The organism is Streptohalobacillus salinus, from assembly GCF_003201605.1.
Classification (GTDB): domain Bacteria; phylum Bacillota; class Bacilli; order Bacillales; family Amphibacillaceae; genus Streptohalobacillus; species Streptohalobacillus salinus.
In genome coordinates this window covers 49,109-64,647 of sequence record NZ_QJJR01000002.1, presented here as the reverse complement: position 1 = coordinate 64,647, position 15,539 = coordinate 49,109, and the positions used below count along the sequence as shown (strand labels likewise).

Annotated in this window: 10 protein-coding genes and 3 pseudogenes; all 13 read left to right on the top strand. The window is 39.4% G+C overall.

Annotation, left to right across the window (positions count from 1 at the left end):
• Positions 1-16 precede the first annotated feature (16 nt).
• The gene (locus DES38_RS01735) at positions 17-1,543 is read left to right on the top strand and encodes an ABC transporter ATP-binding protein (RefSeq protein WP_110250609.1); all 1,527 of its coding nucleotides are present in this window, start codon (positions 17-19) and stop codon (positions 1,541-1,543) included.
• Positions 1,540-2,586, top strand: coding sequence for an ABC transporter permease (locus tag DES38_RS01730; RefSeq protein ID WP_110250360.1), 1,047 nt, complete (start codon positions 1,540-1,542; stop codon positions 2,584-2,586). Before DES38_RS01735 ends, DES38_RS01730 begins: the two co-directional genes overlap by 4 nt.
• Position 2,587: 1 nt before the next feature.
• Entirely contained in the window at positions 2,588-3,547 is a 960-nt protein-coding gene (locus DES38_RS01725; protein WP_110250359.1) for an ABC transporter permease, read from the top strand.
• Between the two features lie 172 nt (positions 3,548-3,719).
• Positions 3,720-4,994, top strand: coding sequence for an EF-P 5-aminopentanol modification-associated protein YfmF (gene yfmF, locus DES38_RS01720; protein ID WP_110250358.1), 1,275 nt, complete (start codon positions 3,720-3,722; stop codon positions 4,992-4,994).
• 1 nt (position 4,995) lies between these two features.
• A complete protein-coding gene (gene yfmH / locus DES38_RS01715; protein WP_110250357.1) occupies positions 4,996-6,285 on the top strand; it encodes an EF-P 5-aminopentanol modification-associated protein YfmH in 1,290 nt (429 codons plus the stop codon).
• A gap of 3 nt (positions 6,286-6,288) precedes the next feature.
• The gene (gene ymfI / locus DES38_RS01710) at positions 6,289-7,005 is read left to right on the top strand and encodes an elongation factor P 5-aminopentanone reductase (protein ID WP_110250356.1); all 717 of its coding nucleotides are present in this window, start codon (positions 6,289-6,291) and stop codon (positions 7,003-7,005) included.
• A 105-nt stretch (positions 7,006-7,110) separates the two neighbouring features.
• The gene (locus DES38_RS01705) at positions 7,111-8,025 is read left to right on the top strand and encodes a RodZ domain-containing protein (protein ID WP_110250355.1); all 915 of its coding nucleotides are present in this window, start codon (positions 7,111-7,113) and stop codon (positions 8,023-8,025) included.
• Positions 8,026-8,095: 70 nt separating this feature from the next.
• Positions 8,096-8,674 (top strand): CDP-diacylglycerol--glycerol-3-phosphate 3-phosphatidyltransferase, encoded by a 579-nt coding sequence (pgsA, locus tag DES38_RS01700; RefSeq protein ID WP_110250354.1) that lies wholly within the window; start codon positions 8,096-8,098, stop codon positions 8,672-8,674.
• Positions 8,674-9,927 carry a competence/damage-inducible protein A gene (locus DES38_RS01695; RefSeq protein ID WP_110250353.1) on the top strand — a complete coding sequence of 418 codons (1,254 nt, stop codon included), beginning with the start codon at positions 8,674-8,676 and terminating at the stop codon, positions 9,925-9,927. The genes pgsA and DES38_RS01695 overlap by 1 nt, the downstream gene beginning before the upstream one ends.
• Positions 9,928-10,075: 148 nt before the next feature.
• Positions 10,076-10,366 (top strand): annotated as a pseudogene (locus tag DES38_RS01690) (recombinase RecA); the annotation flags it as partial.
• Between the two features lie 806 nt (positions 10,367-11,172).
• Positions 11,173-11,496, top strand: a pseudogene (locus tag DES38_RS01685) (recombinase RecA); the annotation flags it as partial.
• A 1,641-nt stretch (positions 11,497-13,137) separates the two neighbouring features.
• Positions 13,138-14,742 (top strand): reverse transcriptase/maturase family protein, encoded by a 1,605-nt coding sequence (locus tag DES38_RS01680; RefSeq protein ID WP_170114306.1) that lies wholly within the window; start codon positions 13,138-13,140, stop codon positions 14,740-14,742.
• A 372-nt stretch (positions 14,743-15,114) separates the two neighbouring features.
• Positions 15,115-15,531 (top strand): annotated as a pseudogene (locus DES38_RS01675) (recombinase RecA family protein); the annotation flags it as partial.
• Between the last annotated feature and the right edge of the window lie 8 nt (positions 15,532-15,539).

Genomic DNA, 15,539 nt, shown 5'->3' with positions numbered 1-15,539 from the left:
AAACTATGTCATTGAAATGTTAAACATTCGAAAAGAATTTCCTGGTATTGTTGCAAATAATAATATCAACCTCCAATTAAAAAAAGGCGAAATTCATGCTTTACTAGGTGAAAATGGTGCTGGTAAATCAACATTAATGAACGTACTTTTTGGGTTATACCAACCTGAAAAAGGAGAGATTCGCGTTAATGGAGAAAAAGTAAACATTACCGATCCGAATGTAGCCAATCGCTTAGGAATTGGGATGGTGCACCAGCATTTTATGCTCGTTGATACCTTCACGGTTGCCCAAAATATTATTTTAGGTAGTGAGCCAACTAAAGGCGCTGCAGTGGTTGATATTAAAAAAGCAGAAAAAGAGATCACCGAACTGTCTAAAAAGTATGGCTTACATGTCGATCCGAACGCAAAAGTTCGAGATATTTCAGTTGGGATGCAACAACGTGCAGAAATTCTAAAAACATTGTATCGTGGCGCAGAAGTAATCATTTTAGATGAACCTACAGCTGTTTTAACACCACAAGAGATCATTGAATTAATGGATATAATGAAAGCGCTTGTTAGTGAAGGGATTTCAATCATCTTAATCACACACAAACTAAAAGAGATCATGGAAGCGAGTGATCGCGTCACGGTTATCCGTAAAGGTGAAGGTATCGGCACAGTCAATGTTGATGAAACAGATGTTGATGAACTTGCCTCATTAATGGTTGGACGTCAGGTCAATTTTAAAACTGAAAAAGAGCCAGCGGATCCAAAAGGTGTTGCATTATCTATTAAAGATTTACACGTGAAGGATTCACGTCAAGCGATGATGGTGAAAGGCTTAAACTTAGAAGTGAAATCTGGTGAAATTGTTGGGATTGCGGGTATCGATGGTAATGGTCAATCAGAATTAATCGAAGCGATTACGGGTTTAAGAAAATCTGAATCCGGCGAGATTAAGTTGAACAATAAATCATTGATGCACTTATCCCCACGTAAAGTTACAGAATCTGGTGTCGCACATATTCCACAGGATCGTCACAAATTTGGCTTAGTGCTAGATTATCCGATTGCTGAAAATATGGTTCTACAAACGTATTATCAAAAACCATTTTCTAAAAATAAAATTTTATCATTTAACACCATTTATAAACATGCAGAAAAGCTAATTGAGGAATTTGATGTGCGGACGCCGGGCACTAAGACAAAGGCCCGTGCATTATCAGGTGGTAACCAACAAAAAGCGATTATTGCACGCGAAGTCGATCGCTCACCGGAGTTACTTATCGCAGCACAGCCAACACGTGGGTTAGATGTTGGCGCGATTGAAACGATTCACAGACGTTTAATTGAAGAAAGAGATAAAGGACGCGCTGTCTTACTTGTATCATTTGAACTTGATGAAGTTATGAACGTCAGTGATCGTATTGCCGTTATGTTTGACGGTCAAATTGTTGCTGAACTTAAACCAGAAGAAACAAATGAACAAGAACTTGGTTTACTGATGGCCGGGAGTTCTAAAGAAGAAGCGCGTCAGAAAGCGGGTGACAACTCATGACAGATAATAGAAAAATGAATATACTTGTACCCATTTTATCTGTACTATTAGGTTTCTTAGTAGGGGCGATTATTATGATCGCTTATGGATACAATCCAATTGCTGGCTATAGCGCTTTATTCCAAGGTGCCTTTGGAAGTCTGTATAATGTTGGTGAAACAATTCGTCGTACAATTCCGCTAGTGTTAACAGGTTTAGCTGTTGCGTTTGCTTTTCGTGCTGGGTTGTTTAACATTGGTGCAGAAGGCCAGGTTTTTGTTGGTTGGTTTGCTGCTGTTTGGGTCGGCGTCACTTTTGAATTACCAGCTATTATTCATATTCCAGTTGCGATTTTAGCAGCAGCGCTTGCAGGTGCCATTTGGGCAGCTGTACCAGGGATTTTAAAAGCAACACGTGGTGTTCACGAAGTTGTTGTCACAATTATGATGAATTATATAGCTTTACACGTAACAAACTATTTAATCCGAACTGTGCTTTCTGATGGCGGGTCACAATCTGCTCGTATTTCTCAGTCGGCGTCATTATCGACACAAGGATTAAAAGAAATGTTTGGCTATTCGCAAATTCACTGGGGCTTTGTCGTCTCAATTATTTTAGCAGTATTTATTTGGTTCTTTTTAGAAAGAACGACGTATGGTTTTGAATTACGTGCAGTTGGTTTTAACCCGAATGCAGCAAATTATGCGGGGATGAGTGTGAAACGTAATATTATTCTTGCAATGATGCTCTCTGGTGCATTAGCTGGTGTCGGTGGGGCAATGGAAGGTATAGGTACATTTGGATACATGTACACACATGCTTCTTATACTAACCTTGGTTTTGATGGAATCGCAGTTGCTTTACTTGGTGCCAATACAGCACCTGGTGTTGTTATTGCAGCCTTCTTATTTGGTGCTTTAAAAGTTGGGGCTTTAAGCATGCCACCACTTTCAGGTGTGCCTTCTGAACTTGTAGACATTGTTATCGCAATGATTATCTTCTTCGTTGCTGCAAGCTACATGATTCGATTACTTATTTTACGCTTCAGTAAGGGGGAGAAATAAGATGGAATTCATTGATCAATTAGTCGCAATGATGCCAATGGTATTATTTTATTCTGCTCCATTAATTTTCACGGCAATCGGTGGCGTGTTTAGTGAGCGCTCAGGTGTTGTAAATATTGGTTTAGAAGGTTTAATGGTTATTGGTGCATTCAGTGGGATTGTCTTTAATATTTTCTTTGCTGATACCCTTGGGGCAGCAACGCCTTGGTTATCGTTAGTAGCTGGTGCAATTGCAGCAGGAATTTTCTCTATTATGCACGCAGTTGCCGCAGTGTCATTCAGGGCAAACCAAGTTGTAAGTGGTGTTGCTATCAATATGATGGCTGTAGGATTAGGGGTGTTCTTAACACGTGAGATTTTCGGGCGTGGACAGACAGACTCAATCACACAACCGTTCTATACTGAAACCATTCCGTTCTTGTCAGAGATTCCGATTATTGGAGATATGTTCTTTAACGGCGTATACATTACTTCTTACATTGCAATTGGTGTTGCCGTGCTTGCCTGGTTCGTATTGTATAAGACAACGTTTGGTTTGCGCTTACGTGCTGTAGGTGAACACCCAATGGCTGCTGATACCAATGGGATAAATGTTACAAAAATGCGTTACATCGCTGTTATTTTATCTGGTTTACTTGCAGGTTTAGGTGGTGCAACCTATGCGTTGACGATTTCACTTAGTTTCGCAGGTTCAACGATTTCAGGTCAAGGTTTCATGTCATTAGCTGCTGTTATCTTTGGTAAATGGCATCCACTTGGTGCATTAGGTGCAGCCGTATTCTTTGGTTTTGCTCAAGCGCTTAGTGTCGTTGGGAATAACTTTGATTTCTTATCAGAGGTCCCAAGTGTCTATTTAGTTATTCTTCCTTACGTTCTAACAGTGTTAGCTTTAGCAGGCTTTATTGGCCGGGCAGAAGCGCCTAAAGCAAATGGTGAACCTTATATTAAAGGCAGCCGTTAATCCTATTCATTTTATCAATGTAAAGAGTCTACCTACATGGTAGGCTCTTTTTTTAGGCCTTAATTTTGTTAGACGGAAATATTTTCGTTATCACTCTGATTAGTGTAAAATGAATAAGAATGCTAAAATAATTATGCGATACTGTTTTAGAATATTGAGGAGGCTGATTCACATGAACAAGTCAGATGAACGTATCATTAACAAACAAGGCTATCGATTACATATGATTCAAACAGATAAATTTAAGACCATTAATATTGCAGCAAAATACAGTGCGCCATTGGACCGGGAAACAATAACAAAGCGCGCCTTATTGCCTTTTGTTATTCAGCAGGGTTCAGACCAGTATCCAACCTCTGTGTCCTTCAGACAGGCACTTGATGAGCTCTATGGTGCTTCGTTTAATATAGACGGGTCAAAAAAAGGTGAGATGCACGTTTTAACGGCACGGTTATCCTTAGCAAATCCTGCTTATTTAGCAACAGATGAACCTGTCTTGACGAAAGCTTTAGATTTTTTTAAAGGTGCATTATATGCACCTAAAGTTGTTAATGGTGGTTTCGATCCTCATACGCTTGCACGCGAAAAACAATCGTTAAAGCAAAAAATCGACAGTATCATTGATAACAAGATGCACTACGCTAACATGCGTATGATTGATCAAATGTGTGCTGATGAGCCTTATCACTTACACGGACATGGGTATCCTGAAGATTTCGCAACCATTACCGCTGAGGATTTATATTGCTATTACAAAGATGTTGTTGAACACAACCCACTGGATATTTATGTGGTTGGTGATTTGGAAGAGTTAGAAATCGAACGGTTAATTGACGAGCGCTTTAGTCGTGACACAAATAATACCCTGACGGTTTCAAGAGCACAGCACCAAAACGTTAAACAACTAAATGAAATCATAGAACGTCAAGACATTCAACAAGGGAAATTACACTTTGGTTTTAGAACATATACGACAATGAACGATAATGACTATTTTGCTCTGCAGCTATTTAATGCGATTTTTGGTGGTTTCCCAAGTTCGAAACTATTTATCAACGTTCGCGAAAAAAATAGTTTAGCTTATTATGCAGCCTCTCGTTTTGAAAGCCATAAGGGTTTATTGTTTGTTTTTAGTGGTATTGCACCTGAAGATTATTTACAAGCTAAAACAATTATCCTTGATCAGTTTGAAGCAATGAAAAAGGGTGACTTTACTGGAGAACAAATTGCAGAAGCTAAATTGTTATTAATAAATCAGTACAAAGAGGCATTAGACGACGCAGATGGTTTAATTGAAGTGAATTTCAACCGCTTTATGGCTGGTGAAGCTGCCCTAGCGATCGATTATATCGATGCGATAAAGACTGTTAGTCACCAAGAAATTACTGAAATGGCTAATAAACTAAAATTGGACACGTCTTACTTTTTAACGCGAGAGGAGAAATAACATGAAAAGAACCGAGTATACACAAATAAAAGAGACCGTATATCGCCAACGTTTGACAAATGGCCTTGAAGTTATTCTTGTTCCGAAAAAAGAGCTCTCTCAGACCTATGGTGTTTTTACTACAAATTACGGTTCAATTGATAATCATTTTGTACCGTTAAATGAAACGAATCCAATAAAGGTTCCTGATGGCATTGCCCACTTTTTAGAACATAAATTATTTGAAAAAGAAAATCATGATGTGTTTCAAGAATTCACAGCACTCGGCGCTTCAGCAAACGCATTTACATCATTTACGAAGACGGCTTACCTTTTTTCGACAACTCAAGATGTTTTGCCAGCTACGAAAATCCTTCTAGACTTTGTCCAATCGCCTTATTTTTCGGAAAGTTCGGTAGAAAAAGAAAAAGGTATCATTGCACAAGAAATTCAAATGTATGATGATCAAGCAGATTGGCGAGCATTTTTCGGTATCATTGAAGCAATGTATAAGCATCATCCGGTAAGGATTGATATTGCCGGAACGGTAGACGCGATTCAAAACATTAGCAAAGATGATTTATACACCTGTTATCACACCTTTTACCACCCATCTAATATGGTGTTTACTTTAGTGGGGAACTTTGATGTGGATGCAGCAATGGCTTTGATTGAAGAGAATCAGGCAGCGAAGTCTTTCGCCCCTGTTGAAGCGATTGAAAGATTAACCCCTATGGAGCCAGCCACTGTCCATAAGCGGTCCGCTTCGCTTGATATGCCAGTAGCGATGGAAAAATGTATGGTTGGTATCAAAGAAACACCAACAGATGATCCTGGTGCATTTATTAAACAGGAATTAATGAGTGAAATGGTACTTGATTTTTTCTATTCAAAAGCGGGTGACTTTTATCAAGAGCTGTACGATGACGATTTAATTGATGGCCGACTTGGATTTGAATCTGAACGTCAACCTACCTTTGCTTTTTCAATAATTGGTGGATCAACAACGGATGTTAAAAAATTTAAGACAACGGTACTTAACCAGTTAGCATCACTTAAAACCTATCGGTTCACAGATGAATCCTTTAATCGCATGAAGAAAAAAATGATTGGTGGTTTGTTGGAAGATATGGATGCAGCTTCTGATATCGCGAATGCTATCAGTCAATATCATCTGTTAGGCATCGATTACTTTAGTTTGTTACCGGTATTAGAAAGTATAACAAAATCAGATGTAGAAACATTTCTTCATCAATGGATTCAAGATGATAACGTAAGTACTTTTGCTATTCGTAAAGGAACACGTGATTAACTGATGCATATTTTAGTTTTAGGCGCGAGTGGAGACATTGGTGGACAAATTGTAAAGGATCTAGCTGAAGCTGGTCATACGTTTAGTTTGCATTATCATACTAACCATGAACGAATAGCCGATTTAGTAGAGGTGCTACCGGCTGAAGCTGTTTTTGAAATCATTCAATCTGATTTATCAACGATTCAGGGCATTGAACACTGTATTCAACATGTACAGTTTAATCCAGAGGCAATTATTTTTGCACAAGGTCAATCAAATGACAGTCTTTTTACTGAGGCATCAACTGTCGAGATGGATGCTTTATTAAAGGTCCATGTTCAGGCGACATGGCACATAAGTCAAGCATTTTTACCGGCGATGATAAAAAAACAATTCGGCCATCTTCTTGTGCTTTCATCCGTTTGGGGAGAAGTTGGAGCGAGCCATGAAGTCGTCTATTCGTCAGTAAAGGGCGCACAGAACAGTTTTGTTAAAGCGTTAGCAAAAGAAGTTGCCCCTAGTGGTGTGCTCGTCAATGGGATAGCACCCGGCTTTATTGATACACAGATGAACCAACAATTCTCTGATGAAGAGCGTCAAACGCTTAAAAGCTCTATACCATTAGGGCGCTTAGGGAAGGCGGAAGATATCAGTCACCTTGTAACTTTTTTGTTGTCAGAGCAGTCTAGTTACATAACGGGCCAAGTAATGCATGTAACCGGAGGGTGGATGCATTAATTTTCTTGTCTCATGAATAATTACCCTTTAATAAATGTTGAAAATCATATATTATAGAGTTAATGTGTCACTTATGTACGGATTATCTGAATTGGTGGTGGGAAAATGCTTATCGGAGAACGATTAAAAGAGGCAAGACTTGAAAAAGGATTGTCAATCGAAGAAATACAAGGACGAACGAAAATTCAAGCGCGTCATTTAGAAGCAATTGAACGTAATGATTTTTCACTGATTCCCGGTAATTTCTATGTGCGTGCTTTTATTAAAGAATATGCGCATATTGTTGAACTTGACGTTGATGCCTTAATGGTTGAACATAAAAGTGAATTACCATTGACAGAAGCCAGTGAATCACGAGATTTCACCCAGTTACGTCGGTCAAAGGCTTCAAGCAAACCAAAAGAAAAATCGCCGTTTCAAATGCTGTTACCGACGATTTTTGTGATTTTACTTGTGTTACTGGTTGGTTATGGTGTTTGGTATTATACGAGTAACATGTCCGAGGATGATCAAGCGGCTAATGATGCGAACGATGTATCTGATAATGCCAATGAAGAAATTTCGATTCCAGCAACAGATACAGACGAACCAGATACCCCAGACGAAAATGAAAATGACACACCCGAAGAAGAACCGGAGGAAGCACCTGAAGAACCAGAAGAAGAATCAGATGCACCGACCATTTCTCAAGTGAGCTATTCAAATGATGAATCGATTTATCATTACCAGACTTCTGAAGAAACAATCGAATTACAGTTTGAAACTACCGGTCAAAACTGGTTAGAAGTTGAAGATCCAAGTGGAGAGCGTCAGGTCTACCAAACTTTGAATGCTTCAAATCAGCCAATCACTGTCGATATTTCAGCTTATGATTATGTTTATGTTCGGTTTGGTGAACCAGCGTCGATTTCTATTTCTGTAAATGATCAAGCGATTGAATTATCAGAAGAGATTGGTGCAACCGACGTTCAAGAATTGTGGGTTTATATTAATGACGCCATTGACATGGTAGAAGAATAGATCTGAACCCTTCTCCTAGAGAAGGGTTCTCTTATTAATACATTCTAAGAAGATAGAAAGAGGTTAATCAATGAACATTCCAAATCGTATCACGTTATCACGAATTTTTCTTATCCCAATTTTTATTATTGTGTTATCTGTACCCTTTGAGTGGGGAACGATTGAATTTGGTGAGGCATTTCTTCCCGTCACCCATCTTGTTGCAGCACTTATCTTTATTTTCGCTTCAGGAACAGACTGGGTTGATGGTTATTATGCACGAAAGCATCATTTAGTCACAAACCTTGGTAAGTTTTTAGACCCGATGGCCGATAAGTTATTAGTTGCGGCTGCTTTTATCTTATTAATTGAATTAGAGATGGTGCCTGCGTGGATTGTGATTATTATTTTATCCAGAGAATTTGCCGTCACTGGGCTTCGATTGGTTGCAGCTGGCGAAGGGTTAGTATTAGCAGCAAGTCAAATGGGAAAATGGAAAACAACATTTCAACTCGTTTCCGTCGCCGTGCTCTTACTGCATGATTATCCTTTTGTTTATTTAAATGTACCTGCGGGTATGATTTTACTTTATATTGCCCTTATCCTAACGGTAGTTTCAGGTGTTGAGTATTTCATAAAGAATTGGCATGTCATGAAGGAGTCTAGTTAATGCGAGAATTAAAAGCTGAAGTTATTGGTATCGGTACAGAATTATTATTGGGTCAAATTGCAAATACAAATGCCCAATGGATTTCGGAGAAATTAGCAACACGTGGCATTAGTGTCTATTATCATCAAGTCGTCGGTGATAATCCGGGTCGGATACAAGAAGCATTAACATTAAGCGCTGCTCGCGCCGACTTGATTTTTATCACAGGTGGATTAGGACCAACGGATGATGATATTACTCGAGAAATGATGGCTGAGTTTGTTGGGCGTCCCCTTATTAAAAGTGAAGAGGCAATGAAGCAATTGGCTGCTTTTTTTACAGCAAGACAACGATCAATGTCTGAAAACAATAAAAAACAAGCGCAAGTCATTGAAGGCTCAACCTTGATAAATAACGGAGTTGGTACTGCCCCAGGAATGATTATTCCTTGGCAAGAAAAGTTTTTCTTTATTATGCCTGGTGTACCAAATGAGATGAAGATGATGATGAAAGAGACGGTCTTGCCTTTTATTCGTGAGACGTATGATATTGATGACGTGATTCGTTCAAAAATGTTACGGTTTATTGGTATTGGTGAGTCGCAATTAGAAATGGAAGTTAAAGAGATTATTGACCGACAAACGAACCCGACGATTGCACCCCTTGCATCAGACGGAGAAGTCGCATTGAGATTAACGGCTAAAGCCAGCACAATCGATCAAGCGGAACGACTAATCAAAGATGTCGAATTGCAACTGATTGAACGAGTAGGTGATTTTTTATACGGTGAGGACGGCGATTCAATTGCTTCTGCAGTTGTTAAGCTGTTAGAAATGAAGGGTTTAACGCTAAGTGCCGCAGAAAGTCTAACAGGTGGGCGCTTTAGCGATTGGTTAGTCTCAGTACCTGGTGCAAGTCAAGTATTTAAGGGGAGCATTGTCACCTATCAAAATGAGATCAAAACAGGTGTATTAGAGGTACCCACATCAGTTATAGCGAGTGATGGACCGGTGAGTCACGCGTGTTGTTACCAAATGGCAAAGCGAATCAAAGAAAAGTTCAATAGCGATATTGGTATTAGTTTTACCGGAGTTGCTGGCCCCGGCCGATTTGATGGCCATGAAGCAGGAACGGTTTATATCGGGATCTATCAAGATGATGAACACTATGCTGTCGAAAAATATCAATTCGTTAATAACCGTGAAATGAACCGAACACGTTCCGTTAAAAAAGGGTTAGAACAACTTTATTATCTTTTATCGTCAATGAAATAGTTAAATATATAGAAAGATAAGCAATTGAACAACAAAAATTGCTTATCTTTTTTGTTGTTTTAACAAGAACGTTTATTCGCTTTTTGCTTGTGTATTTGCCAGAAAAACGTTATGATTAAGCTAGTTTTTAAATAAAGGAGGAATATATGTGAGTGATCGTAAAAAGGCCCTTGATATGGCTTTAAAAACAATTGAAAAGCAATTTGGTAAGGGCTCAATCATGAAACTAGGTGAGCGAGCGAATCAAAAAATCGCAACCGTTTCAACCGGTTCTTTAGCATTAGACATCGCGTTAGGTGTCGGTGGTTATCCACGTGGACGTGTTGTTGAAATTTATGGACCTGAATCATCAGGTAAAACAACCGTTTCATTACATGCCATCGCAGCTGCACAGAAAAACGGTGGAACTGCGGCATTTATTGACGCTGAGCATGGTGTGTCTTGTTTCTAACTGAAAAGTTGCAGTAATGCACCACAAAGTTAGAGAGGATTATTCATCCTTAACTTCATAACAGAACAAGCAGTGAAAGACTGCTTAAGAGTGAGGTTGTCATTCTTACCCTAAAACCCCGACGTGCGACTATCTAGTAAAAGATAGTGGTGCGAAGCTCGGTGAGGACAATGGAAATCAGACCTGAGAAGTGGTTAGAGATCACATTGGGGGTCCGATAATGTTTCTATGATGAATAAATGCTTTGGCATTAGAGTGAATCTACGAATGAAAGGCTCGTTAAGCGTCGACTTATCGAAGTGAAGGTAAGTTTTGGTCCATCAATTGATCTCGTGCTAATGAATTGATGATTAACATGTGTTAGTGGTGTAATAAGTAGAACAACCGTTAAGACTTATTACCTGGCCAACGGGTTAGAGTAGGCATCTAAGGAAACAGCTGAAGGATATGTTATGAGGAACAAGAGAACCCTAAACGTGAATGGCAATACATTTACTGGTAGATGTCACGAAACAGCAGGAAATGGCTGTTGAATTTAGGGGGCTGCAGCCCGTAGTAGCGAAGAAGCAAATTAATTCTTGTGGAGTGAAGGGGCATAGTCAAAGAAGTTTGGTCAATGGGGCACATGATTTTTTTAGCGTGTTGCATTTATTGTAATAGATAACTTACATGTGCTACCGATTAAATGAATTGATGGAACGCCGTATGCGGTGAAAGTCGCACGTACGGTGTGAAGCGGGGGAAAATCAAGCCATAACTTAATCCTTATGGTGGTTGATTACCTATCGCTAACGCTAGATCCAGTATATGCAAAAAATTTAGGTGTAGACACCGATAACTTACTACTATCGCAACCAGATACAGGTGAACAAGCGCTTGAAATTGCAGAAGCACTTGTAAGAAGTAACGCTGTTGATATTATTGTTATTGACTCTGTAGCTGCACTGGTACCTAAAGCAGAAATAGAAGGTGAAATGGGGGATGCACACGTCGGTCTTCAAGCCCGTTTGATGTCGCAAGCCCTGCGTAAGTTATCTGGAGCTATTAGCAAATCGCATACCACAGCGATCTTTATTAACCAAATCCGTGAAAAGGTTGGTATTATGTTTGGTAATCCTGGTGTGCTCTGTTTCTAGTCCAATCCTTGTCGAAATACAAGATAAAAACTAGAGTATTTCTCAATGTAATTGCATTTATAGTGTTTATTCTAATGAGAAACATAACTTCTAATGATGACATGAGTGGAGAAGAACCACTCCTGATAGAATGTTGGCTATCAGATGCTCTAAGACTGCGACAGGCGTGTAGTTGTACATCAACGACAGGTCTGAAGCTCGCTGAAGTCGCAAAAACACTCATCTAGGTATGATGGGTAAAGTATGCGGGAGTCCAAAAAATGTCTATGTTTACTGAAAGGGAACCCTTGTTTGTACAGTTCGTAACCAAACTGCATTCAAAAGAATGTATAGCTCATGAATTTTTCAAGAATGGCTCGACTTTTCTGGATGAGAAGAGCGATATTTAACCGTTATGGGTTATTTGCTTTATTGACCACCAACAACGGTCAATGAAGTTCTTGACGGACTATAGAGGGGAGCTAAGGACATATGAAAAGGATAATCGTTAGAGGAACAGAGGAAGCTCGAAGGAGTGTGTGAAGAGGGATGTAACCTCAATAACTCTCGGTGATAGGAAATGATCATCTTATTCGAGTGGCAGCAGCCCGTAGTAGTGTTTGACCAATCGCCGGTTGTATTCCTATATAATAGGTAACTTGAAATTAGGAAGAGGAAATAAACGATTGGAAGGCGAAGGGGCATAGTCAATATCAATTTAATTATAAATCGTTGGCCTTTTGAGGTGACTGTTTATAACGGCTTAAGGCACCATGATATTGATGGAACGCCGTGTGAGTTCGAAAGTCTCATGCACGGTGTGAAGTGGGGGAAAACAGTTCTGACCGAGTCATGTCGAAGATGTCTGTTACCTATCACTATAAACAACGCCTGGCGGAAGAGCACTAAAATTTGTGCGCCTGCAAGCGTGCGCCTAAGCGCATGCGTGGTTTATCATTCGGAATGCAAGGACTGCAATTAACGTTGCACGAGCCAAGAGCAACCATCCTCTTGTGAACACCGAGCTTATCCTATGGGGAAACCTAAAGGGGAGTGTAGCATGCTCGGAAAGGCATAAGTCGAGCGGAGCATCACCACCGCAACTGAATGTCGAGTTCAGAAATCATTTTATATGGTCAAAGCTATACTGCTTTAAACCCAGACCAGTGGTTAGAAAGGCGACTCATACCTTACGCTGATGCTATTATTGGTATGAAGAGAGTACGCATCTGTTTTAAAATTTAGCATGATGCTGATGGCTATTGGCTCTCTCTCAACTCCTATTGGAGTGATACGGTCGAACGGGAACCTAAGTAAAATGTAACGTGTCCATGATAAACTAAGCAGGGATTACCTAAGTCTAAATACTAAAGCGTGCTAGAATTGTTTATGAGACCACGAGACTTGAAAAAGTTTCACTGAAAACGGTGGTTAGCTAGACTTTGATAACACGTCCTAGTTATGCTTATGAGAAGCTGAATATTAGATAAGGTAACGGAGCTCTCGTAGTAGTCCGAGATGTAAAGTGAGCGGTAACAAGCTTAACTTGAACGGAGTGTAATGACTCTAAGGGGAAAGCCCATTACATGGCAAAGGAGAGCAGATTGTCACATTCCTAAATCAGAAAGGATATGGTGTAAGACCATGCAAAATCCCGCTACAGTATTAGGAATAATTGAGTCCAAAGCAAGCGATGCAACGTATCTGTTTGACCGTCTGTACAGAAATTTTTATAACATTGAATTCTACAAAAAAGCCCACGCTAAACTATCTAGAAAGACAAAACAGATAAAGGCGGAGACGGATGGCCAGACGATTAATGATTTTAATCCTGATGATATCCAAAAACTAATCAAAGCAATGAAGAATGAGTCGTATCAACCAATGCCTGTCCATAGACAAGCGGTGAAAACATCTAAGGTGCAACAGCTAGAAGCGGCTGTTACTGGAGATCAGTTAGTACAAACGATTTTAGTAAGTATTTTAGGCACACTCTATGAGCCTAACTTTTCTGATCATTCTCATGGTTATCGGACTGATCGAAGTTATCACACAGCGTTATTAGATGTTAAAAAAAATTCCCTAGGCGTGACGTGGTGGATTAAAGGTGATATCGAGATTTTTAACGAAAACATCAACCGCCAAATTCTAGTAGGAATTTTAAAACAACGAATCAGAGACGAAAAGTTTTTGAGGCTTATTTGGAAGTTTTTAAAAGCGGGTTATCTGTCTGATGATGCGCTTAGTAAAACTCATCCTAAACAGTCACAAGAACAGACCTTAGGACATATCTTAGCGAATGTTTATTTAAATGAATGTGATTGTTTCATGAAGCAAACAGTCACTGCATTTCATGCGTCGATGTCAAAAGGAAGCGGACCGAATGATAATGGCCGACGAACAGATGACTTTGATCAAAAGAAAGGTGTGCATCAATCGCTTTCTAAAAAAGAGCGGCAGTTGCTAAATACTGAATCGAATGTGTTAATGACTCAGAAAGAACGATTAGTTGCATGGGATAGGTTGGACCCCGGATACAAGCGAGTAAATTATGTAAGGTACAAAGAAAGATTTTTGATTGGTGTGATTGGTTCGAAAGAAGATGCTGTTCGGATCAAACGATCATTGCTTACGTTCCTAAGCGATCAACTTAACTTAGGGTTAGATGAGGCAGGACCAATTGTTGCCCATCACAAAAAGCCAATCACTTTTCTCGATTATGACATTATTGTTAGCCCGTCGAATGAGTCGATCTCAAAAATTGATCATACGGAAACAAGTGAACCAACGAATGCGCGTAGGCATTCTGGAGAAATAAAGTTATCAATTCCGTATCAACATTTAAAAGCTTTTATGGTAAATAACGGTTACGTGAATATTCAGAATGATGGAACGTGGAAGGAAATCCATAGATCTAAATTAGTGAATCATGAACCGTTAGAAATTATCAGAAAATCTAATGCGGAATTTAGAGACTTTTATCACTATTACAAATTAGCATACAACGTCAGGGAAAAACTAATCAGTATTCATTGGTTATTCCAAAAAAGTGTAACAAAAACACTCGCTGCAAAGTATAAAACGAAGGTGTCTAAGTTAAGATACATGGAAACCGAAATTAACGGGGAAAAACACAAGAAATTTTATCAGCATGGAAAATGGGGAATAATGTATCAAAACAAACAAGGTGAAGCAAGTTTTCTTCCGTTACTGGAACAGAGTGAAATCCAAGTTGTTAAGCATCTATAAATTGGGTTTCCTCATTGATTACTTGGTTTTAAATCAGCTTACCCATTTCGGATAAATTATCGCGAGCAGACAGATTAAATCTATAACCGTTGCGAAAAGCAAGCGATTAAAAGTGGTCATTCTAAGCCCGTCACATTATCTAGTGACCTGTCTCAAAAACAGTGAGAATCTTACAAGGCTTGTATGATTAGCAGACACCATAAGGATGTCTAGTAGGTAGGATTCGACAGACTGCCACTTGAATCTACACAACGGTAAACAGTAAGGACTCGGTTGTACAATTGGAGAGCCAAATACATTGAAAGGTGTACGTTTGGTTCGGAGGAGGGGTGAAGTGAACCTGCTGAGGTGACTCAGTAAGGCAACAGCTCCCTATCCTACTACTCATCAGTACGTTTAGAAGTTCGTCGTGCCGAAACAATCAAACAAGGAACAGACATGGTTGGTAATCGGACACGTATTAAAGTAGTGAAAAATAAAGTAGCACCACCGTTTAAACAAGCGGAAGTTGACATCATGTATGGTGAAGGGATTTCAAGAGAAGGTGAATTGTTAGACATTGCAGCTGATCTTGATATCGTACAAAAAAGCGGTGCGTGGTATAGTTATAATGAAGAACGTCTTGGCCAAGGTCGAGAAAACTCGAAACAATTCTTGAAAGAGCATCCAGAAATGGCTGAAGAAATTAATAAAGCTGTTCGTCTCCATCACAATTTAGATGGTGAATTAAAAGTGGAAGCACCGAAAGAAGAGTCGGCAAAAGATGAATTGATCGAAGACAAAGAATAAATAGCAGC

What these genes read in the sequence shown, in the direction of transcription:
- DES38_RS01735 (WP_110250609.1), top strand. Translation starts at nt 17, where the DNA reads ATGTTAAACATTCGAAAAGAATTTCCTGGTATTGTTGCAAATAATAAT.
- DES38_RS01730 (WP_110250360.1), top strand. Translation starts at nt 1,540, where the DNA reads ATGACAGATAATAGAAAAATGAATATACTTGTACCCATTTTATCTGTA.
- DES38_RS01725 (WP_110250359.1), top strand. Translation starts at nt 2,588, where the DNA reads ATGGAATTCATTGATCAATTAGTCGCAATGATGCCAATGGTATTATTT.
- yfmF (WP_110250358.1), top strand. Translation starts at nt 3,720, where the DNA reads ATGAACAAGTCAGATGAACGTATCATTAACAAACAAGGCTATCGATTA.
- yfmH (WP_110250357.1), top strand. Translation starts at nt 4,996, where the DNA reads ATGAAAAGAACCGAGTATACACAAATAAAAGAGACCGTATATCGCCAA.
- ymfI (WP_110250356.1), top strand. Translation starts at nt 6,289, where the DNA reads ATGCATATTTTAGTTTTAGGCGCGAGTGGAGACATTGGTGGACAAATT.
- DES38_RS01705 (WP_110250355.1), top strand. Translation starts at nt 7,111, where the DNA reads ATGCTTATCGGAGAACGATTAAAAGAGGCAAGACTTGAAAAAGGATTG.
- pgsA (WP_110250354.1), top strand. Translation starts at nt 8,096, where the DNA reads ATGAACATTCCAAATCGTATCACGTTATCACGAATTTTTCTTATCCCA.
- DES38_RS01695 (WP_110250353.1), top strand. Translation starts at nt 8,674, where the DNA reads ATGCGAGAATTAAAAGCTGAAGTTATTGGTATCGGTACAGAATTATTA.
- DES38_RS01680 (WP_170114306.1), top strand. Translation starts at nt 13,138, where the DNA reads ATGCAAAATCCCGCTACAGTATTAGGAATAATTGAGTCCAAAGCAAGC.